Source organism: Streptomyces sp. P9-2B-2 (assembly GCF_030406865.1).
GTDB classification, from domain to species: Bacteria; Actinomycetota; Actinomycetes; order Streptomycetales; family Streptomycetaceae; genus Streptomyces; species Streptomyces platensis.
Genome location: NZ_CP129126.1, coordinates 7,090,744 through 7,110,909, shown reverse-complemented (window position 1 = coordinate 7,110,909; position 20,166 = coordinate 7,090,744). Strand labels below are relative to the sequence as shown.

The window sequence follows — 20,166 nt, the reverse complement described above, 5'->3', positions numbered from 1 at the left end:
AATGTCACCGTCCTGAGTCTGGCCCCGGCCCACGGCCCTGTCAACGGTGCGCCGGGTACGGTTCCGACGAGATCGCCGCACCAGGGAGAGGCCATGACCCACCCCGCCGCCACCGCCCCGTCAGCGCCACCGCCACCGGAGGCGGTGGGGCCGCTGATGCGCAGCCTGTCCGTGCTGCGCGAGCTGGCGACCGGCGGCGGCCGGCGGTCCGTCGGCGATCTGGTGCGCGACACCGGCCTCGCCCGCTCGACCGTGGACCGGGTGCTGAGCACCCTCACCCGGCTCGGCTACGTACGGACCGAGGGCCGGGACGCGGTGCTCGCACCGCGCCTGCTGGAGCTGGGCAACGCCTACCTCGCCGCCTCCGAACTCCCCGACCGGCTCGGCCCGCTCGCCGACCGGCTGGCCGATGAGCTGGACGAGTCGGTGTCGCTGGCGGTGCCGGACGGCGACGGGGTGCGCTTCGTCCACCAGGCGACCCGCCGCCGCGCCATGTCGCTGGCGTTCCGCATCGGCGATCTGCTGCCCGCCGAGCGGGGCGCGCCGGGCGCGCTGTTCGCGGACGGGTGGGACGAGGCGGACTGGCAGCGGTGGCGGGTGCGCCGGGCGGCCGATCCGACGGACGCGGGCTTCCCGGCCGTCCCACCACGGCGCGCCGAGGACGAAGCCGCCGACGCCGCCGCGGCCGCGGACTTCGTGGCGCGGGTGGCCGCCGCGCGCACGACCGGCTGGTCCCTGGACGATCAGCTCATCGAGCCGGGGCTGGTGGCCGTGGCGGTGCCCGTGCGGGACGCCGACGGCCGCCCGGTCTGTGCGCTCAGCGTCGTCAGCCACACCAGCCGGCTGAGCGCGGAGGCGCTGCCCGGCGCGGTACTCCCCCGGCTGCGCGAGACGGTCTCCGCCATGGAGGACGCGCTACGGGCGCCCCGCGAAGGCCCGGCCTCCGAGACGGCCCCGGGCCCGTCCCACGCCACCTGGATGCGCGCGTCCAAGCAGGAACTGGGCCCGGAATTCGTCGAATCGATGGCCCGCGGGCTGATCACCCTCACCGCGTTCGGCAGCGGCCGCGCGGCGCTCCCGCTCACCGCCGTGGCGGAGGCCACCGGCCTGGCCCGCGCCACCGCCCGCCGGGCCCTGATCACCCTGGAGCACCTCGGCTACCTCACCACCGACGGGAAGCTCTTCCGCCCCACGCCGAAGGTGCTGGAGCTGGGCTTCGCCCACCTCGCGGGCCTCACCCTGCCCGAGATCGCCCTCCCGCATCTCGCCTCGCTGGTCGAGCGGGTGCACGACTCCGCCTCGATGGCGGTCCTCGCGGGCGACGACATCCAGTACGTCGCCCGGGTCCCCACCGTGCGCATCATGAGCGTCAACATCACGCTGGGCACCCGTTTTCCGGCGTATCCGACCTCCATGGGCCGGGTGCTGCTCGCCGGGCTGCCCCCGGCCGAGCGCTCCGCCCGGCTGGCCCGCCTGCGCCCGGAGCCGCTCACCCGCCACACCGTGACCGACCCCGAACGCCTCGGCGCGCTCCTGGAAGAGGCCCACTCGGCGGGCTACGCCCTCGTCGACGAGGAACTCGAAGAGGGCCTGCGCTCGCTCGCCGTCCCCGTCCACGACCGCACCGGCCGGGTGGTCGCCGCCGTCAACGTCTCCACCCACGCGGCCCGCAGCACCCCCGACGAGGCCCGCGAGGCCCTGCTGCCCGCGTTGCGTACCGCCGCCGCCGGCATCGAGGCCGACCTGTCGGTGGCGGGGCGGTACGCGCGGATTCCGGTGCGGTGACCGCCCCGGCCCTCCCCTACGGGGTCCCCTGCGGCAGCGTCAGGGCCGACCCCGAGTGCACCGTGAGGTGGACCGGCTGGAGGTGGGTGGCCTCGACGGACGTCTCCCCCGTGCCGGGGCTGCGGGCGTAGCGCGGATGGGCGCCGCCGCTGATCTGGAGGCGTATCCGGTGACCGGCGGCGAAGCGGTGGGCGGTGGCGCCCATCGCCACGGTGACCTCCGAGGGGGTCACCCCGCTCGTGCGCACCCGTGTCAGCCCGTCGCAGATATTGGTGGAACGCCCCCGGGGGTCCACGTCGCAGAGGCGGGCGAAGACCTCGGCGTGGCCGGTGTCGGTGGCGATCCGCAGCCGCGCGGAGACCGGGCCGAGGACGTCGACCGGCTCGGTCAGCGGCGGACCGGTGAACGTCAGGACGTCGTCCCGCGCCTCCAGGGTGCCGTTGTCGCGGGCACCGGCAGTACGGGAGAGCAGCGGCCCGCCCACGGACGGGGTGGGATCGGCCGGGTCGTAGCGGAAGGACGCCAACGGGCCTTCCGCCACCGGGGGTTGGCCGCTGAGCGCGCCGTTCTCCGCGGCGAACCAGGCGGTGGTGGCGGCATTCGGCGGCCAGTCGTCGAGGTCCCGCCAGGCGTCCTCGCCGCCGACGTGGACGCGTACGGGGGTGGGGCGCAGCCCGGCGGGGTCGTCGCACAGGTGCGCGCGCAGCCAGGCGAGGCTTTCGGCGAAGACCACGGGCCAGCCCTGCTGCATCGCGGAGGTGTGCGTCCAGGGGCCGACGAGCAGCGAGGACTCACATCCGGCCCGCCGGAGCCGGGCGAACTGCCCGAAGTTCTGGCCGGCCAGCGCGTCGTGCCACCCGGCGATCAGACAGGTGGGCACGCTCAGCCCGTCCGCCGCCTCCGCCACGGACGCACCGTCCCAGTACGGGTCGTCGGCGTCCGGGTGGGTCATCGCGCCGTCCAGCCAGGGCACTTCTCCGAGGGCGGACTCATGGGCCCGGCGCAGCGGCCGCGCGCCGGTGATCTCGCGCAGCCGGCGCTGGAGGCGCAGCGCCCGCCGCGCGAGGGGCAGCATCCCCTGGTGCTGGTAGGTCATGCCGACGCCGACGGCAAGGGCGTTCTCCAGGAGGAACCCACCGCCCTCGTGGAAGAGGCCATGGGGGTCGTGCAGTCCGACCTGGATCACCATCGCCTTCAGCTCCGGTGGCGGGTCCAGGGCGAGCGCCCACTGGACATAGCCCAGGTAGCTGGGGCCGATCGTGCCGAGGTTTCCGGTGAACCAGGGCTGCTGCCGCAGCCAGGCCACCGCGGCCTGCGCGTCGGCGGCCTCGTTGCGCCACAGGTCGAACCGGCCGCCCGATCCGGCGGTGCCGCGACAGCTCTGGAGGACCACATGGAAGCCCTGTTCGGCGAAGAGCACACCGAAGAGGGGTGACCAGGGCAGGCCCCTGCCGTAGGGCGAGCGCACGAGCAGGGTGGGGAAGTCGCCCTTCGTACGGGGGAAGTAGTGGTCCGTGCGCAGGGGGCTGCCGTCCGCGGCCGGCACCTCAAGGCCCGGTTCCCAGCCGATGTCGTGCTGTTTGGCCGGGAGTCCGCGCCAGCTCGCCCGCATCATCCGCGAGGACAGCGGCGGCTTCCCGGACGGTGCGGCCCAGTGAGACCGCGGTGCGACGTCCTGCGTGTGTGGCGTCATATCTTCCCCTCACCTATTCCCGTACGTTGCACGAGAATAGTTGACGCACCGCCGCTCCGCGCAACTCCGGGCGAGGGGAAGGGATACGGGGAGGCCGGTACGCCGCGCCGGGAGCGTCGGCGTACCGGGGCGCGAGGAGGCGGTACGGAGGCGGCGCCTCCCCCTCCGTTCAGTGCTCCATACCGGCCACCTCCGGCGCCGGTACGGTCGCCGACGAGCGGCCGAGGCGCCGGGCGAGCGGCACCGAGCCGATGGCGAGCGCGCCCAGCAGACCGGCCAACGCGAAGACGGTGAAGCCGAGTTGACTGTTGGCGGACGCGGCGAGGACACCGCCGAGCCAGGGGCCGACGACCGCGCCGGTGCGGCCGATACCGGTGACCCAGCCGAGGCCGGTGGCCCGTTCGGCGGGCGGATAGACGCGATGGGTCGCCGCGTACACCATCACCTGTGCACTGAAGAGCCAGACGCCGGTGACGGCGACGACCATATAGGTGGCGCCGAGCGGCAGCCGCGCCCCGAGGAGCAGGGCGCCGGCGGCGGTCAGCAGGAACCAGAGGGCGGAGATCCTGACCGGGCCGTAGCGGTCGGCGAGGCGGCCCGCGATCAGCAGGCCGGCGATGCCGCCCGCGTTGATGATGAACAGGAAGCTGACCGAGGACGAGAGGCCGTACCCGGAGGCGCGCATCATCTGCGGCAGCCAGGTACTGACGCCGTACACCAGGAGAAGGCCGCAGAACGAGGCGAGCCACAGCAGCGGGGTGGCCAGGCGGACGCCGGGGCGGAAGAGGGCGAGGACCGAGGCGAGGCGGCCCCTGGCACCCTGGGCCGGTGCGTCGGCGAGGACCGGAGGGGCCATGCCGTAGCGGCCGGCGACCGCCGCGGCCTCGGCGGTACGGCCCTTGGCGAGCAGCACACCGGGCGACTCCGGCAGCAGGCGCAGCAGCAGCGGGGCGGCGACGAACGCGGGCAGGGCGCCGACCCAGAACACCCAGCGCCAGCCGTGCCCGGGGGCGACCGTCAGACCCAGGACCGTCGCACACATGGCGCCCGCGTGGTACGAGGTCATCAGCAGTCCGGTGGCGAGGGCGGCCCGGCCGCGCGGCGCGAACTCCATCACCATCGACAGGCAGATGGGCATCAGACCGCCGAGCCCCAGCCCGGCGAGGAAGCGTCCGGCACCGAACATGCCGGGCGTGCCCGCGACCGCGCACGCCGCCGAACCGGCGGAGAACACCAGCACCCCGGCGACGAGGACGGGGCGGCGGCCGAGCCAGTCGGTGAGGGTGCCGGTGCCGAGTGCGCCGATCAGCATGCCGAGGGTGACCCAGCTGCCGATCGTGCCGGCCACCGCGGGGGTGAGGCCGAATGCGGGGTCGTCGAGCATATGCGGCATGACGGCGCCGTAGATGCTGACGTCCATTCCGTCGAAGAAGACGGCGAGCCAGCACAGCGCCAGGACGGGCGCGACGGAACGGAAGGTGTGGCCGCGGGCGGCGGAGGGCGGGAGACCGGTGGGGGGCATGCCGATGGGAGACATGGGGACCTCGGATTCACGGATCACGGTGCGATATCAGCAGGATGTTCGCCTGGTGAACTTTCGTTCGCCGAACGGTCGGCAAGGATCATCTGCCCGGGTTCCGTGCGTGTCAATGGCTCGCGCACGGCTTCCCGTGCCGCCGCGCGCGGCGCACCTCGGCCGTATGCGGCCGAACGAGTGGCGCCCCGGATCAGCCGTCGCGGCCGTCGCCGGGGCCCCGGCCCTGGTCGCCGTCCCCGCGACCGTCACCGCCCTCGCCGTGGCCGTCCCCGTGGCCCTCGCCCCGGCCCTCGCGGTCATCGCCGCCCTCACGGCCCTCGGCGCCCGCCCCGGCACCATCCACATCGCCGCTGTCCGCCGTCGCCCCGGTCTTCGCGGCCATCCGCCGGGCGATCTCCTCGCGCGCCGCGGCCGTGGCGACTGACGGCCACACCCGGTCGAGCGAGGCATTCATCGCCGCCCCCACCAGCACCGCGAAGGCGGACACCCCGATCCACAGCAGCACGGCGACCGGCGCGGCCAGGGAGCCGTAGATCGTGGGTCCCTCGACCGTCGAGGTGAGATAGAGCCGCAGCAGGAAGCTGCCGAGCAGCCACATGCCGAGGGCGACCACCGCGCCGGGAATGTCCTCCGGCCAGGGCGAACGGACCGGTACGGAGGCGTGGTAGAGGGTGGTGAGGAAGGCGACCGACAGCAGCAGGACGACCGGCCAGTACAGCGCCCGGATGACATGCTCGCTGGCCGGCAGCCAGCTCACCACAGTGTCCGGCCCGGCCACCATCAGCGGCAGCGCGACGGCGCCGACCAGCAGTGCGGCGAGGTAGAGCACGAACGCCAGCAGCCGGGTCTTGACGATGCCGCGCCGTCCGTCGAGCCCGTACATGATCGTGATGGTGTCGACGAAGACGTTCATCGCGCGGGAGCCGGACCACAGGGCGATGGCGAAGCCGAAGGAGATGACGTCCGGGCGGCGGCCGGTGAAGACATCGTTGAGCAGCGGCCGGGCGATCTCGTGCACGCCCTTGTCGGACAGCACGGTGCCGGCGCCTTCGAGGATGCGCTGCCGGACACTTTCGATGGTGTCGTGGCCGATCCAGGCGTCCGTATAGCCGAGCACACCCAGAAGACCCAGGATCAGCGGCGGCAACGACAGCAGACTCCAGAACGCGGCCTCCGCGGCCAGTCCGGTGACCCGGTACTTCATGCAGGAGTTGACGGTGTCCTTGAGCAGGAGCCAGGCCAGCCGCCGCTTGGAAACATTGCGGTACAGCGCGCGGGCCTTGATCAGACGGCCCGCGGGCCGCTCGGTTGGTTCGTTCTCCGGCTGCACCTCCTTACCGTATCCGGCATGGCAGCCACCACTCACACGGTCACCAACCAGCCCCCGCCGCTGGTCGGCTACGACGTCTTCGCGAACGACCCGGCCCTCACCGAGGGCATCACCCGCTACATCGCCGCCGAGCGGCTCGACGAGGTACGCGAAGAACTGGGCACGCTGGGCAAGGCGGCCGGCTCCGCGCACGCCCAGCACTGGGCCGAACAGGCCGACCGGCATCCACCGGTGCTGCGCACCCATGACCGCTTCGGCCACCGCATCGACGAGGTGGAGTTCCACCCGGCCTGGCACCGGCTGCTCGGCCACGCCGTCACCTCCGGTCTGACCGGCGCCTGGTCCCGGCCGGACGGCCATGTCCGCCGCACCGCCGGTTTCATCGTGTGGACGCAGGCCGAGGCGGGGCACGGCTGCCCGGTGTCGATGACCCATGCGGCGGTACCCGCGCTGCGCGCCGAGCCGGAGCTGGCGGCCGAATGGGAGCCGCTGCTGACCTCCCCGGTATACGAGAAGGAGCTGCGGCCGGTCTCTGAGAAGGGCGGCGCGCTGGCCGGGATGGCCATGACGGAGAAGCAGGGCGGCAGCGACGTACGGGCCAACACCACCCGCGCCGAGCCGCTGGCCGCGCCCGGCGAGTATGTGCTGACCGGACACAAGTGGTTCTGTTCGGCGCCGATGTCGGACGCCTTCCTGGTGCTGGCCCAGGCCCCCGGAGGGCTCACCTGCTTTCTGCTGCCGCGGGTGCTGCCGGACGGCACCCGTAACGCCTTCCGCATCCAGCGGCTCAAGGACAAGCTCGGCAACCGCTCGAACGCCTCGGCGGAGGTCGAGTTCGACGGGCGGAGCTGGGCGCGCCGGGTCGGCGAGGAGGGGCGCGGGGTGGCGACGATCATCGAGATGGTCGCGGCGACCCGGCTGGACTGTGTCAGCGCGTCCGCGGCGGTGATGCGGCAGGCGGTGACGCAGGCCATTCACCACAGCGCCCACCGGGAGGCGTTCGGCGGCCGGCTGATCGACAAGCCGCTGATGCGCAATGTGCTGGCCGATCTGGCACTGGAGTCGGAGGCGGCGACCACGCTCGCGCTGCGGCTGGCGGCCGCGTACGACGGCGGCACCGAGCGGGACCGGCACTTTCTGCGGCTGGCGGTCCCGGCGGCGAAGTACTGGGTGACCAAGCGGTGCACGCCGATGGTGGCGGAGGCGCTGGAGTGCCTGGGCGGCAACGGCTATGTCGAGGAGTCGGGGCTGCCGCGGCTGCTGCGGGAGGCGCCGCTCAACTCGATCTGGGAGGGCGCCGGGAATGTCCAGGCGCTGGACGTCCTGCGGGCCCTGCGGCGCGAACCCGAGGCGCTGAACGCGTTCCTGACCGAGGTCGGGGCGGCGCGCGGCGCGGACCACCGGCTGGACCGGGCGATCAAGGGGATGCTCACCGAACTCGCCGACCTGGAGGGCATCGAGGCACGGGCCCGGCGGCTGGTGGAGCGGATGGCGCTGGTCCTCCAGGGGTCGCTGCTGGTGCGCCACGCACCGTCCGAGGTCTCGGACGCGTTCTGCGCCTCCCGGCTGGGCGGCGACGCGGGCGCGGCGTTCGGCACGCTGCCGCACACCCTGGATCTCGCGGCGGTGGTGGAGCGGGCCCGGCCGGTGATCGACTGCTGAGCCGCCGCCGACCCGGCCGAGGGTCGACTGCTCAGGCCCCTCCCGCCCGGCCGGTACAGGACGCGGCGGCGGCTCCCCGTCGTTTCCGGGCCGTCGGCCGCACGGAACAACGGGGACAGGGGGTTACCGCCGCCGCGCCGGTCAGGGAGCGGTGCCGCGCCGACCCGGCACCGCTCCCCGGTCTCAGGGGTCGCCGGGGCGCTCCGGCGGGTCCGCGCTGCGCCCGCGCACCGCGGCATCGATGGCCACGACGAGATCGCCGTCCGGTGCGTCCGGCGGGAACGCCACCAGCACCCCGCGCGCCTCGTAGTAGCGCAGCACCCGGCAGGCCTCGTCGGCGCCGCCCCACTCCGCACCGTGCAGCAGGACCACGAGGTCGGCGAAGGCCAGCGCGGGCAGCAGACCGCCGGTGCCGGCCACCCGGTCGAGGAGCTGCGGGGCGCCGTCGACGACATAGCCGTCGGCGGGCAGCCGCTGACGGCGGATCAGCAGGTCGACCGCGGGCAGCCGGGGAATCCCGTAGTGCTCCGCCAGCCGGGCCGCCCGCACGATGCGGGTTCCCTCGTCGGCTCCGATCACCACGACGCGCGGGGCAGCGGCCCTCATGGTGCGCCCCCTCCCCCGCACTGCCGACATCGCACGGCGGCCGATGGCATCCCCGGCCCTCACCGGTGGTTCCCCGACGGGTGTCCGGCGAACCCGCGAAGGCGGGGCACCATCGGCCGCTCCGCCAAGATTCCCGGGAACGCGTCATAGGCCACAACGGTTGCAGTCCGTTGCAGTGCGCCGGTCCGGACCTGAACAATGGCCCTTCCAGGACGGCCTGGTGACGGCACGGCGGGCAGCACGGGGACAGTGCGCAACGGAGAGCAGCGTGAGCGACAGACCGATCGACAGTGCCATCTGGTCGGCCCAGGACATCCGTGTGGCCGCCCACCGCCTCGCCACGGTCCGGGAGGCCGTGCTCGCGGGCGAGACACCGTCCGACGCCCCGTCCGACGCGCCCCGCGCGGTCATCGGTGAGTCCTGGCGCCGGGCGCGGGTCTCGGGCGTGGACCCGGACGGGGAACAGCAGCAAACCCCGCTGCCCGTCGCGGAATTGGAGCACCGCCGGCAGATATCCCGGCTGAGCCCGGTGCTGCCGGTGCTGAACGAGGGGCTGCTGGCGGCCGCCGATGCCGCGCAGCAGATCATGGTGGTCACCGACGCCGAGGGCCGGGTGCTGTGGCGGGAGGGCAGCGCGCCGGTCCGCCGGATGGCCGACCGGCTGGGCTTCGACAAGGGCGCCGACTGGCGGGAGGGCGTCGTCGGCACCAACGCCATCGGCACCGCCCTGGTCGCCCGCCGGCCGGTGCTGGTGCACTCGGCGGAGCACTTCGTCCGCAGCCACCACCAGTGGACCTGTGCCGCGGCGCCGCTCCACGACCCGCGGGACGGGCGGCTGTTGGGCACGGTGGACGTCAGCGGCCCGGCGCCCGGCTTCCACCCCACCACGCTCTCGCTGGTGTCCGCGGTCGCCCGGCTCGCCGAGGGCGAGCTGCGCACCCGCCATCACCTCACCCTGGAGCGGCTGCGGTCCAGCGCGGCGCCGGTGCTGGCACGGATCGGCGGACGGGCGCTGGCAGTCGACCCGCACGGCTGGGTGGTGGGGGTGACGGGCCTGACCCCGCCGGACCGGGTGGCGCTGCCCAAGTCGCCCGAGGTGGGGCCGTTGTGGCTGCCGCGCTACGGCATGTGCGCCCTGGAGCCGCTGCCCGGCGGCTGGCTGATCCGTATCGGGCAGCGGGAGCGGGACACCGGGCCCAGCCGGGTGGTGCTGGACGTCAGCGGCCGGGACGGCTCGACGGTCACCGTCAGCGGACCGGCCGGCAGCTGGTCGCACGAGCTGACCCCGCGCCATGCCGAGCTGCTGTTCGTGCTCGCCGCGCATCCGCAGGGGCGCAGCGCCGCCGAACTCGCCCGGGACCTGTTCGGCGACGACAGCCGCACGGTCACGGTACGCGCCGAACTGTCCCGGCTGCGCCGCCATCTCGCGAGCGTGCTGGCGCACCGGCCCTACCGCTTCGCCGACGGGGTGGAGGTGGAGCTCCGGCTGCCGCCACAGCCCGTGCATCTGCTCCCGCAGTCGCTGGCGCCCGCGGTGGCGGCGGCGCGCCGGGGCTGACGGGAGCGCCGGGCAGAGGTGGTTGGCGGGGCCGAAAGAGCGCCCGACCGGCCGGACGGAAAAACCGGATGCGGTGCCGTGCCGCCCTCTCGTAAGGTGACGGCGCTCTGAATCAGCTCTCCAGAAGGCCGTCGCAGAACGGGAGCAGCCCGCGCGTATCGCACGCGCGGAGCCGAACGAGCGGGCGACACGACAATCCGTGCTCACGCATGCCCGCATGCCCTTCTGGAGGACACCCACCATGTCCGTAGGCCTTGGCCTTCCCATCGGCGACCCCACCCAGCTGCTGAGCTGGGCCCGGCGCGCCGAAGCCACCCCGTTCAGCACCGTCGCCCTCCTCGACCGGCTGGTGTTCGACAACCCCGAACCCCTGATCACGCTGGCCGCCTTGGCCGGCGCCACCTCCCGGATCCGGCTCCAGACCGAGGTGCTGCTCGCCCCGCTGCACCGCACGGCGCTGCTCGCCAAGCAGGCCGCCACCCTCGATCTGCTGTCCGGCTCCCGCTTCACCCTCGGCATCGGTATCGGCGGCCGCGAGGACGACTATCTGGCCGCCGGCGTCGACCTCCGCACCCGCGGCCGCCAGCTCGATACGCAGATGGCGACGCTGCGGCGCCTCTGGTCCGGTGAGCCGCTCTCCGCGGACGTCGGCCCGATCGGCCCCGCCCCGGCGCGGCCCGGCGGGCCCGAGGTGCTGTTCGGCGGTTTCGTGCCCGCCGTGATGGAGCGCGTGGCCCGCTTCGGCGACGGCTTTCTCGGCGCCGCACTGCCGCCCGGCCACATGGACGGACTGTTCCGTCAGGTGGAGGATGCCTGGGACCGGGCCGGCCGTACGGGCCGGCCGCGGCTGGTGGCCCAGGTCAATGCCGCGCTCGGCCCGCAGTCGACCCTCGACCGCGCCCGCGCGGAACTGCGCGCCTACTACGCACCGCACAGCTACACCGACCACGTGGTGAACGGTCTGCTCACCTCGGGGGACCAGATCCGTGAGGCGGTGGCCGCGTTCCGGGCGATCGGCGCGGACGAGGTGATGCTCTATTGCTGGTCCCCGGACCCGGACCAGGTCGAGCGGCTGGCGGGGGCGGTGTTCCACGGCGAGTAGCCCGACCGGCCGGGCACTGTTCGGGGCCGTTCGGCGGGCGGCGCCCTCCAAGGGGGCGCCGCCCGGCGGCAGGGCCGCACTCGGCTGGCTTGGATAGGGGCACGTATTTGCGTTCCTGGCGGCTCCGTCTGGCAGGACAGCCACGTGGCCCTATCGTGTGCGGTGGTCCAGCCACGCCTGTGCTGCGTCCGCCATCGCACGGAGCCAGGACGCATCAGGTTTGCGTTCGGCGAATACACGATTCATCCGCAAGGCAGCGGCAGCGAAGGCATCAATTGCCCGCGGGTCCGCCTCTGCCCAGGCTGAGCAACCGGAGGCCCATGACTCGGCGGACTCAGCGCTGTGTCCCGTCGCGATCAGTTGCACAACCAAGCAGGCCGGGTCGATGAATGCCGCTCCGTGGGTAGGCCACGACCAGTCAACCGCCCACGTGTTCTGATCTCCGATCAGTAGATTGCTCGGGTGGATGTCGGTGTAGAGCAGCGCTTCGCCTTGAAGGAGTGCGGCCTGCGCCTCATCCTCGGCGAAGCGGTTCCAGCGGGTCTCCGGCCAGACTCGGGCAACCTCGGGTAGGTCCAGTTCCCCGATCCGGTTGAGGATGTCTACAACCACGGGGAGGTCGGCCGAGTCCGGCGCGAAGTCGGAAGCCCGCCCTTCGACCCATTCAAAGCCGAGCGCGACCCATGCGTCGTCCTCCACGTGCCATCGCAGAGCCGGGGAGACCGGATATACAGCAGAGTTGATCAGTCTTTCCCGGATGATGGAGTCGCGCCGGCCTCCAGACCGGTTGTGTACGGCCTTGACGAAGAACCGCCCCTTCTCGCACTCGATCAGGGCCGTGACATCCGAGCTGAACCCACGCGAGGTGGGACGGAAGTCCGCCAAGTCTCCTGTGTGCGGGTGGATCAGGGTCCAGAACTCCGACCCGGGGGCGTTGCGACTCATGAGCCCTTCAGTTCCTCGGGGTGCATTCACTGCCCGGGAAACCCGGGCTGCACTCGTCATCGTTGCCACCGTCGTCATCGTCATCGCCGCCACCCATGGTTGCGGCTCGGATGGAGGTGTTGGCCCGTTTCATATCGGCGCCGCTGAGGATAGTGGCCAGCGGGGACGTCTTGACGTTTCCGACACCCATCCAGCCGGAGAAGACGCACGGGGAGACGTCCCCGGTGGGGCTGATGGCCGCCCGCCCAGTACCGCACCGGCCGCAGAGGTTCGCCATGTCCGGAGCCTGCTCCTGCGCGCCTCGCCCGAAGAGCCGGACGTGATCGACGCCGATCCTGGTCACCCCCAAGCCCTCAAGGTCACTTCGCGCTTCGGCGACACGCTGCGCTTTGCCACCGTCGATGATCCCCACACGCAGTGGGATACCCAGCCCTACCGCCCGTTCGATGTTCGTCCTGGTCCGGGCGTGAGTCCGGCGGCTGGTCACTGCGTCGTGCTGCTCGGCCTGGTCCGAGTAGTACGAGGTGGCGAGGGTGAGTCCCTTGCGCTGGAACACCTCCCAGCACTCGTTCGAGACGTGTACGAGGTTGCTGTAGACCTCGACATCCAGGCCGATAGTCAGGGCGTGGTCGACCAGGTCCGCGAAGTTCGGGTGCATGGTCGGCTCGCCGCCGATGAACTGGATGTTGCGCACGCCGTAAGCCACGGCCTGGTCCAGGACGTTGAGCCAGTCCTCGCGGGTCATTGTCCCGTGGGTGCCTTCAGGCCCCGAAGCGTTGTAGCAGTGGGTGCACCGGAGTTGGCACTTGCGTGTCAGGTCCAGCCATAACAGCCGCGTGCGGGTCTGCTCGGCGGTGATGGTCTCGGTGGTTGTTGTCACAGTCATGACCCTCTCGTCGGATCGTGCACTGCCTGGTGCTACCCGTCCCCGGCCGTGCCTCAACAGGAGCCGGGACGGGGGTCTGTGGTGACGTCTCGCTGGCTGCCCTTGGACACTCCCCAGTCCGTGAGCGCGCTGTTTCCGTGCCGTCGGGCCCGATGATGAAGTGATTCGGCTGTACATCGCCGTGTGCCCATCCAGCGTCGTGCAGGTTCGAGAGCGCGACGGCGCACGCCAAGGCTTCGTCCAGGTCGGGAGACTCAGATGCCGCCCGGCACGGTGGGCGCTCGAAGGCGCCTCGTCAGCGTCAGCGGTTTCGCCAAGGCCGGTAACTCTCCACTCGGGTCTCGCACTTCGTTTTCGTGCAGGTCGCCTGGACGCGGCGGGGTGTGCGCCCAGGCGACCCCTTCCACACCCCGGCGGGTGGCGTTGCCGGCGGTGCGGGGCTCCCCGGCCCAGACCACTACACGGGGGATGTCGTGTGGCCGGGCCGGGGCGTCTATTTCCTCTTGTGCCGACGCTTCCACCAGAGCGTCCTGCCCTCCGTCTCCACGTGCGCGTAGTGGAGCCCCTTGTGCCGGTGCCTCAGCTCGCAACGCACCCACTTCTGTTCGGGCTCACAGACCTCAACTTGGTGGTAGGTGAACATCTGCACTTCGGCCCGGCTGGGCCGCAGCGATTTCCTGGCCGGGCAACGCCTTTGACGAGGGCCAGGAAACAGATGGTCAGGCAAAGGCCACATGGGCGGATTCCTCGAATACGGTGCGTCCCTTCCCCGCGCAGATGGCGCACGAATCCGGGCACGCCGGCACTTGCTCAGTGGCCGGGATGTGGATGATTCCGTCACGGGTGGCGACGAGCGGTGGATGCTCACGTTCTCCGTGCGTGTGGGCATCGACGTGGTGCCACCGCAACGCGTCCGTGCAGGCCGCGGCCAACTCGTTATCGCCTGCGCCCCATGCGCGACTCCGGCCCCGGTTCAGGGCGACGCACAGGTCGCAGCGGACGAGAAGCCGAGTCATGTGGACTTGGCGTAGACGCCGGCCGCGGCCTTCTCGTCCCTGGTCGCCAGCCGGAGCGCCCGCCTCTGGGCCGACCACTCCGTGCCGCCACCGACCGGACGAAGCTGCACCTCACCCCAGCGCTCGTCCATCACCACGCCGACCTTGGCGCGGGCCTCGTCCCACACGTAGGCGCCTTGACGGTAAGTCATCGTCGTTCCTTCCAAGCGGTCCAACCCCCCTCACCGCCCCTAGACTTGCCGCGTGACCGTCCGCTCACAAGGAGTGGCAATTTCAATTCGGGACGACTGAAAAACCCCAGGGGGAGGCATGGGACGACCGCCTAAAGAACTGGACCCAACGGCTGGTGTCGCTGAGCTGCTGGGTTCGAAAGTGCGTGAGCTGCGCAAACGTAAGGGCTGGTCTCAAGAGACCCTGGCCGGGAAGGTCTTCAGTTCGACTACCCGGATCGCCCAGGTAGAGCTGGCCACCGACCCGCCGAACGCCGAGCTGTGCCAGCGGCTGGACGACACGCTGGAGGCGGGTGGCTCCCTGATGGAGTTGCTCCCACTGGTCGGGCGATCCACGTTCGCGAGCTGGGCCGAGGTGTTCTTGGCTCGACAGGCCAAGGCCGCAAAGATCCACGAGTTCTCGCAGGTCGTTCCCGGCCTGCTTCAGACTCCTGGCTACGCCCGCGCCATGTTGGCGTCAGGCCAGCGAATCTTCTACTCACGCGACTTGGATGAGGTCGTTCAGGACCGATTGGATCGACAGGAGATATTGCGACGGGCCAAGCCACCGTGGATGTGGGCCATTCTGGACGAGTCCGCGCTGCACCACGTCATCGGCGATCGGCACGTCATGCGGGAGCAGCTTGAGTTCCTCTTGGAAGCCGGCACCAGCCCACACATCCACATCCAGGTGCTTCCGTACGAGGCAACCGTGCCCGCCGCACTGGGTGGTTCACTGACCGTCCTGGGCATGACGAGTGGCGAACAACTCGCTTACTTGGAGGGTATGCGCGGCGGTACCCTGCACGAGGGAGAGGACGCGATCCCGTACACGGTGCTCTACGATCGCCTGCACGGCAACGCGATCAGCCACGACGCGTCGGCCGCCTTGATCCGCAGGGTTCTGGAGGAGAAGTACCAATGAGCGACCAGCCGAACTGGCACAAGAGCAGCTACAGCTCGGCGAACCCCGACAACTGCATCGAGGTTGCCGACAACGATCCGACCGCTGTGCGTGTGAGGGACACCAAGCAGGATTGTCGTGGTCCGGTTCTCGCTGTCAGCCCTGCGGCATGGTCGGCGTTCACCGACTTCGCGAAGGAAACAGCCGTCTGACAAGCACAGACGCACGAGAGACGCCCCCTGAGCCACATGGCTAGGGGCGCGCTTGTTCCGCACCGCGGCTTTACCGGCCCCGGGCGAGCCGTACGACGGCCCAGGTTCCGACCATGATGATGTCGACGGCTGCCCAGAAGGCGATGATGTGAGCGGGCAGGGATGAGCCGGCGGGCTCCACGGCCTCCGGCGCCGCCACCCGTTCGGCCGACTGCTGTCGCTGGCGGGCCGGGGACCGCCTAGCGTGCCGACTGCGGGCCGCACACCTCCCGGGCACGCGGCCATGGGAGGTGAGTGATGAGCCCGCCAGGCCCGCCGGACGCGGCGCCCGGGAATCCGGCGGCCCCGCACCGGCCCCGGTGGGGCGTGCTGGCGCTGGTCGCTCTCGTCGGCCTCGGCATGGTGCGGCAGGGCCTGACCGGGGAGACGGCGGGGCCGCCGCAGCCCGGAGCCGGTTCGGCGCTCTTCCCCGGTGACCTCCCGCCCGACGGGCCCGCACCGCCGCCGCTGCCCCGTTCCGCCCCCGCCCGGGTGGCGATTCCGTCGCTGGATGTGTCGGCTCCGCTGATGCCGCTGGGCCTGGACGGGGACGGCCGCATCACGGCGCCGCCGGCCGGGGAGCCCGGGCTGGCGGGCTGGTACGCGAACGCCCCGACCCCGGGGGAGAACGGCACCGCCGTCCTCGTCGGCCACGTCGACAGCCGCAGCGGGCCCGCGGTCTTCTACGGGCTGGGCGCCCTGGAGAAGGGCCGGACGATCCGGGTGACCCGCGAGGACGGCCGGACCGCGGTCTTCGAGGTCTACGGCATCCAGGTCTTCGACAAGCGGAAGTTCCCCTCCCGGAAGGTTTACGGCACCACCGGACGCCCCGAGCTGCGGGTCCTGACCTGCGGCGGCCCGTATGCGGCGGGCTCCGGTTACGCGGGCAATGTGGTGGTCTTCGCCCGGATGACGGGATCCGGCCAGGGAGACCCGCCTGGTCGGTGACCCCGGGGGGCGGAGGAAGCCCGGCGGCCCGGCCACACCCCACGAAGTGAACCGGCGTCTCACGATCCGGGACGGTCCGCCGCCGCCCGTCCGGCCCCGCACTTCCCCTCGCCGGACCGGCACCCGCCCCGGGCCCGGTGTGATGTCCTGGCCCCATGAGCCTCACGGTCACCACCTGGCACCTCGAACAGACCTCGCCCGCCGACGCGTCCCCCGCCCAGGAGCCGCCGGCCGAGCAGGGCGTCCGGATCGCCCGCTCCGAGGTGCCGTCGCCCGAATTCAGCCGCTTCCTCTATACGGCGGTCGGCGGGGACATCACCTGGACCGACCGGCTGACCTGGCCGTACACCCAGTGGGCGGAGTTCCTCGGACAGCCGGGGGTGGAGACCTGGGTGGCGTACGAGCGCGGTACGCCCGCCGGGTTCATCGAGCTGACGGGCGCGGCGGACGGCTCCGTGGAGATCACCTACTTCGGACTCCTTCCGGCGTTCCGGGGGCGCCGGATCGGCGGACATCTGCTCGCGTACGGGATCGAGCGGGCCTGGGACCTGGCCGACCGGTGGCCGGGGCGGGCACCGACCAAGCGGGTGTGGGTGCACACCTGCAGCCTGGACGGCCCGCATGCCATGGCCAACTACCAGCGGCGCGGCTTCCGGCTGTACGAGACCACGGTCGACGAGGAGCCCGAGACGGCCGCCCCCGGACCCTGGCCCGGCGCGGGTCCGCTCACGACCGGTGCGCCCGCCGGGGAGTGACCGACAACACACTGTCTCGCGATGCGGGACAGAGGTGTCCAAATTCTGGATAACGGTGGACTGGCCGGAGAGCGGCGTGCCAGGCTTCCGTCATGTCTCGAGCTGGAATTGCCTTGGTGAGTCGGCGGCACGTCGACCTCGGCCGCATGTCCAGCGCCATTTGTCGGGCGGGCTGAGGTCGCATCCACCAGGGCCTTCGGCCCCGGGCAGCACCCAGCAGCACCGCATTTCTCGCCGTCCCCATCGTCGCGGACGCGCCGGCACCCCTTGACCCGCAGACCTCCCCGACGCGTTGCCACGCGCCGCCTTTCGGTGTGTCTGCGCAGGTCGTCGTGGTGCCCGGCGACCGGTCCCGATCCCTTGAGCCCGCCCAGAAGGACGTACACCCATGGCCGCCTCCTCCGAAGTCCCCGCAGCTGCCACGACCCGCCGCAAGGCCGGACGCCACCGCGGTGAGGGCCAGTGGGCCGTTGGCCACTTCACGCCGCTCAACGGCAATGAGCAGTTCAAGAAGGACGATGACGGTCTCAATGTGCGGACACGCATTGAGACGATCTACTCCAAGGCCGGTTTCGACTCGATCGACCCCAACGACCTGCGCGGGCGGATGCGTTGGTGGGGGCTGTACACCCAGCGCAAGCCCGGGATCGACGGCGGCAAGACCGCGATCCTGGAGCCCGAGGAGCTGGACGACAAGCACTTCATGCTGCGGGTGCGCATCGACGGCGGACGGCTGTCCGTGGCCCAGCTGCGCGCCATCGGCGAGGTCTCCGAGGAGTACGCCCGCGGCACCGCGGACATCACCGACCGGCAGAACATCCAGCTGCACTGGATCCGTATCGAGGACGTCCCCGCCATCTGGGAGAAGCTGGAGGCCGTCGGGCTCTCCACGACCGAGGCGTGCGGTGACTGCCCGCGCGTGATCATCGGTTCCCCGGTGGCCGGTATCGCGGCGGACGAGATCATCGACGGCACCCCGGCCGTCGACGAGATCCACGACCGCTACATCGGCAGCAAGGAATTCTCCAACCTGCCCCGCAAGTTCAAGACCGCGGTCTCCGGCTCGCCCCTCCAGGACGTGGTCCACGAGATCAACGACGTGGCCTTCGTCGGCGTCGTCCACCCCGAGCACGGCCCCGGCTTCGACCTCTGGGTCGGCGGCGGACTGTCCACCAACCCCAAGCTCGCCCAGCGCCTGGGCACCTGGGTGCCGCTGGACGAGGTCGCGGACGTCTGGGCCGGTGTCGTCGGCATCTTCCGTGACTACGGCTACCGCCGGCTGCGCACCCGCGCCCGGCTGAAGTTCCTGATGGCCGACTGGGGCCCGGAGAAGTTCCGCCAGGTGCTGGAGGACGAGTACCTCCAGCGCAAGCTGGCCGACGGCCCCGCGCCCGAGGAGCCGGCATCCAAGTGGCGTGACCACATCGGGGTGCACCAGCAGCAGGACGGCCGCTTCTACGTGGGCTTCGCGCCGCGCGTCGGCCGGGTCGACGGCACCACCCTCACCAAGATCGCCGAACTGGCCGCCGCGCACGGCTCGGACCGCCTGCGTACCACCGTCGAGCAGAAGATGCTGATCCTCGATGTGACGCAGGACCAGGTCGACTCGCTGGTCGCCGGGCTGGAGGCGCTGGACTTCCAGGTCACCCCCTCGCCGTTCCGGCGCGGCACGATGGCCTGCACCGGCATCGAGTTCTGCAAGCTCGCCATCGTCGAGACCAAGGGCCGCGGCGCCTCGCTGATCGACGAGCTGGAGCGGCGGATGCCGGACTTCCAGGAGCCGGTCACCATCAACCTCAACGGCTGCCCGAACGCCTGCGCCCGTATCCAGGTCGCGGACATCGGTCTCAAGGGCCAGCTGGTCCTGGACGACGACGGCAACCAGGTCGAGGGCTACCAGGTGCACCTGGGCGGCGCGCTGGGCCTGGAGGCCGGCTTCGGCCGCAAGGTCCGCGGTCTGAAGGTCACCGCCGATGAACTCCCCGACTACGTCGAGCGGGTGCTGCGCAACTTCGAGGCACAGCGCGAGGAGGGCGAGCGGTTCGCCACCTGGGCGGCCCGGGCGGAAGAGGGTGCCCTCAAGTGAGTGAGCGAGCGGCGCCGTTCTACTGCCCGTACTGCGGGGACGAGGATCTCCAGCCTTCCGAAGAAGGCCATGGAGCCTGGGAATGCCGGTCCTGCAGCCGTGCGTTCCGGCTGAAGTTCCTGGGCCTGCTGGCCCAGGGGCTGACCGGCAAGTCCCCTGCCGCACCCGACGGAGGTGAGTCGTGACCACCGCTACCACCGCAGCCGACCTGAAGCAGCTCGCCGAGCAGGCGGGCCGTGACCTGGAGGACGCGCCCGCACTGGCGATCCTCACGTGGGCCGCCGAGACCTTCGGTCCGCGCTTCTGCGTCACCTCCTCGATGGAGGACGCGGTCGTCGCGCATCTGGCCTCGCGGGCGTTCCCCGGCGTGGACGTGGTCTTCCTCGACACCGGCTACCACTTCCCCGAGACCCTCGGGACCCGCGATGCGGTGGCCGAGGTGATGGACGTCAACCTGCTCACCCTGACCCCGGTGCAGACGGTGGCCGAGCAGGACGCCGAGTACGGCCCGAAGCTGCACGACCGCGACCCCGACCTGTGCTGCGCGCTGCGCAAGGTCAAGCCCCTCGAAGAGGGCCTGGCCGGGTACGACGCCTGGGCCACGGGCCTGCGCCGGGACGAGTCGACGACCCGGGCGAACACCCCGGTCGTCGGCTGGGACCCGAAGCGGCAGAAGGTCAAGGTGTCGCCGATCGCCCGCTGGACGCAGGCCGACGTGGACGCGTACGTGGCCGAGCACGGGGTGCTCACCAACCCGCTGCTGACGGACGGCTACGCCTCCGTCGGCTGCGCGCCCTGCACCCGGCGGGTGCTGGAGGGCGAGGACGCCAGGGCCGGCCGCTGGGCCGGCAGCAACAAGACCGAGTGCGGGCTGCACGGATGACCGAGCATCA

General features: G+C 71.8%; 19 protein-coding genes. 12 read left to right on the top strand and 7 right to left on the bottom strand.

Annotation, left to right across the window (positions count from 1 at the left end; genetic code table 11):
* The first annotated feature begins 93 nt into the window (after positions 1-93).
* Positions 94-1,785 carry an IclR family transcriptional regulator C-terminal domain-containing protein gene (locus QT196_RS31220; RefSeq protein ID WP_290356132.1) on the top strand — a complete coding sequence of 564 codons (1,692 nt, stop codon included), beginning with the start codon at positions 94-96 and terminating at the stop codon, positions 1,783-1,785.
* 16 nt (positions 1,786-1,801) lie between these two features.
* On the opposite strand, the gene QT196_RS31215 is transcribed toward QT196_RS31220, so the two are convergent.
* From QT196_RS31215 to QT196_RS31205, 3 genes are all read right to left on the bottom strand, one after another.
* Entirely contained in the window at positions 1,802-3,478 is a 1,677-nt protein-coding gene (locus tag QT196_RS31215) for a CocE/NonD family hydrolase (protein WP_266731824.1), read from the bottom strand.
* Between the two features lie 169 nt (positions 3,479-3,647).
* Positions 3,648-5,000: an MFS transporter gene (locus tag QT196_RS31210; protein WP_290356131.1), complete on the bottom strand. Its 1,353-nt coding sequence runs from the start codon at positions 4,998-5,000 to the stop codon at positions 3,648-3,650.
* A gap of 205 nt (positions 5,001-5,205) precedes the next feature.
* Positions 5,206-6,345, bottom strand: a complete 1,140-nt coding sequence (locus QT196_RS31205) for a YihY/virulence factor BrkB family protein (RefSeq protein WP_266731820.1) — start codon at positions 6,343-6,345, stop codon at positions 5,206-5,208.
* An 18-nt stretch (positions 6,346-6,363) separates the two neighbouring features.
* Between QT196_RS31205 and QT196_RS31200 the strand changes: the two genes are divergently transcribed.
* Positions 6,364-8,007 carry an acyl-CoA dehydrogenase family protein gene (locus tag QT196_RS31200; RefSeq protein ID WP_266731818.1) on the top strand — a complete coding sequence of 548 codons (1,644 nt, stop codon included), beginning with the start codon at positions 6,364-6,366 and terminating at the stop codon, positions 8,005-8,007.
* Between the two features lie 183 nt (positions 8,008-8,190).
* Here QT196_RS31200 and QT196_RS31195 read toward each other — a convergent pair whose 3' ends face one another.
* On the bottom strand, positions 8,191-8,613 hold the full coding sequence (locus tag QT196_RS31195; RefSeq protein ID WP_168482029.1) for a hypothetical protein: 423 nt from the start codon (positions 8,611-8,613) through the stop codon (positions 8,191-8,193).
* A gap of 268 nt (positions 8,614-8,881) precedes the next feature.
* Here QT196_RS31195 and QT196_RS31190 point away from each other — a divergent pair, with 268 nt between their 5' ends.
* Both QT196_RS31190 and QT196_RS31185 read left to right on the top strand, forming a co-directional pair.
* Positions 8,882-10,171 (top strand): GAF domain-containing protein, encoded by a 1,290-nt coding sequence (locus tag QT196_RS31190; RefSeq protein ID WP_168482027.1) that lies wholly within the window; start codon positions 8,882-8,884, stop codon positions 10,169-10,171.
* Positions 10,172-10,412: 241 nt separating this feature from the next.
* Entirely contained in the window at positions 10,413-11,273 is an 861-nt protein-coding gene (locus QT196_RS31185) for an LLM class flavin-dependent oxidoreductase (protein ID WP_266731813.1), read from the top strand.
* 150 nt (positions 11,274-11,423) lie between these two features.
* Here the strand turns inward: QT196_RS31185 and QT196_RS31180 are convergent, their stop codons facing one another.
* From QT196_RS31180 to QT196_RS31165, 3 genes are all read right to left on the bottom strand, one after another.
* Complete coding sequence (locus QT196_RS31180; RefSeq protein ID WP_290356130.1) at positions 11,424-12,218, bottom strand: hypothetical protein; 795 nt, start codon at positions 12,216-12,218, stop codon at positions 11,424-11,426.
* Between the two features lie 7 nt (positions 12,219-12,225).
* Complete coding sequence (locus tag QT196_RS31175; RefSeq protein ID WP_290356129.1) at positions 12,226-13,104, bottom strand: radical SAM protein; 879 nt, start codon at positions 13,102-13,104, stop codon at positions 12,226-12,228.
* Between the two features lie 1,012 nt (positions 13,105-14,116).
* Positions 14,117-14,311 carry a hypothetical protein gene (locus QT196_RS31165; protein WP_290356128.1) on the bottom strand — a complete coding sequence of 65 codons (195 nt, stop codon included), beginning with the start codon at positions 14,309-14,311 and terminating at the stop codon, positions 14,117-14,119.
* A 118-nt stretch (positions 14,312-14,429) separates the two neighbouring features.
* Between QT196_RS31165 and QT196_RS31160 the strand changes: the two genes are divergently transcribed.
* The 8 genes from QT196_RS31160 (at position 14,430) to QT196_RS31130 (ending at position 20,156) form a co-directional block, all read left to right on the top strand.
* Positions 14,430-15,254, top strand: a complete 825-nt coding sequence (locus tag QT196_RS31160) for a helix-turn-helix transcriptional regulator (RefSeq protein ID WP_290356126.1) — start codon at positions 14,430-14,432, stop codon at positions 15,252-15,254.
* Complete coding sequence (locus tag QT196_RS31155) at positions 15,251-15,445, top strand: DUF397 domain-containing protein (protein WP_290356125.1); 195 nt, start codon at positions 15,251-15,253, stop codon at positions 15,443-15,445. The genes QT196_RS31160 and QT196_RS31155 overlap by 4 nt, the downstream gene beginning before the upstream one ends.
* Positions 15,446-15,742: 297 nt before the next feature.
* The gene (locus QT196_RS31150) at positions 15,743-16,432 is read left to right on the top strand and encodes a class F sortase (RefSeq protein WP_168482023.1); all 690 of its coding nucleotides are present in this window, start codon (positions 15,743-15,745) and stop codon (positions 16,430-16,432) included.
* A gap of 155 nt (positions 16,433-16,587) precedes the next feature.
* Positions 16,588-17,187, top strand: a complete 600-nt coding sequence (locus QT196_RS31145) for a GNAT family N-acetyltransferase (protein ID WP_168482021.1) — start codon at positions 16,588-16,590, stop codon at positions 17,185-17,187.
* Between the two features lie 92 nt (positions 17,188-17,279).
* Entirely contained in the window at positions 17,280-17,363 is an 84-nt protein-coding gene (locus QT196_RS39430) for a putative leader peptide (protein WP_350257049.1), read from the top strand.
* Between the two features lie 212 nt (positions 17,364-17,575).
* Positions 17,576-19,273, top strand: coding sequence for a nitrite/sulfite reductase (locus QT196_RS31140; protein ID WP_168482018.1), 1,698 nt, complete (start codon positions 17,576-17,578; stop codon positions 19,271-19,273).
* Positions 19,270-19,458, top strand: coding sequence for a hypothetical protein (locus QT196_RS31135; protein WP_148591000.1), 189 nt, complete (start codon positions 19,270-19,272; stop codon positions 19,456-19,458). The genes QT196_RS31140 and QT196_RS31135 overlap by 4 nt, the downstream gene beginning before the upstream one ends.
* Complete coding sequence (locus tag QT196_RS31130) at positions 19,455-20,156, top strand: phosphoadenylyl-sulfate reductase (protein ID WP_290356124.1); 702 nt, start codon at positions 19,455-19,457, stop codon at positions 20,154-20,156. The genes QT196_RS31135 and QT196_RS31130 overlap by 4 nt, the downstream gene beginning before the upstream one ends.
* The last annotated feature ends 10 nt before the right edge of the window (positions 20,157-20,166 follow it).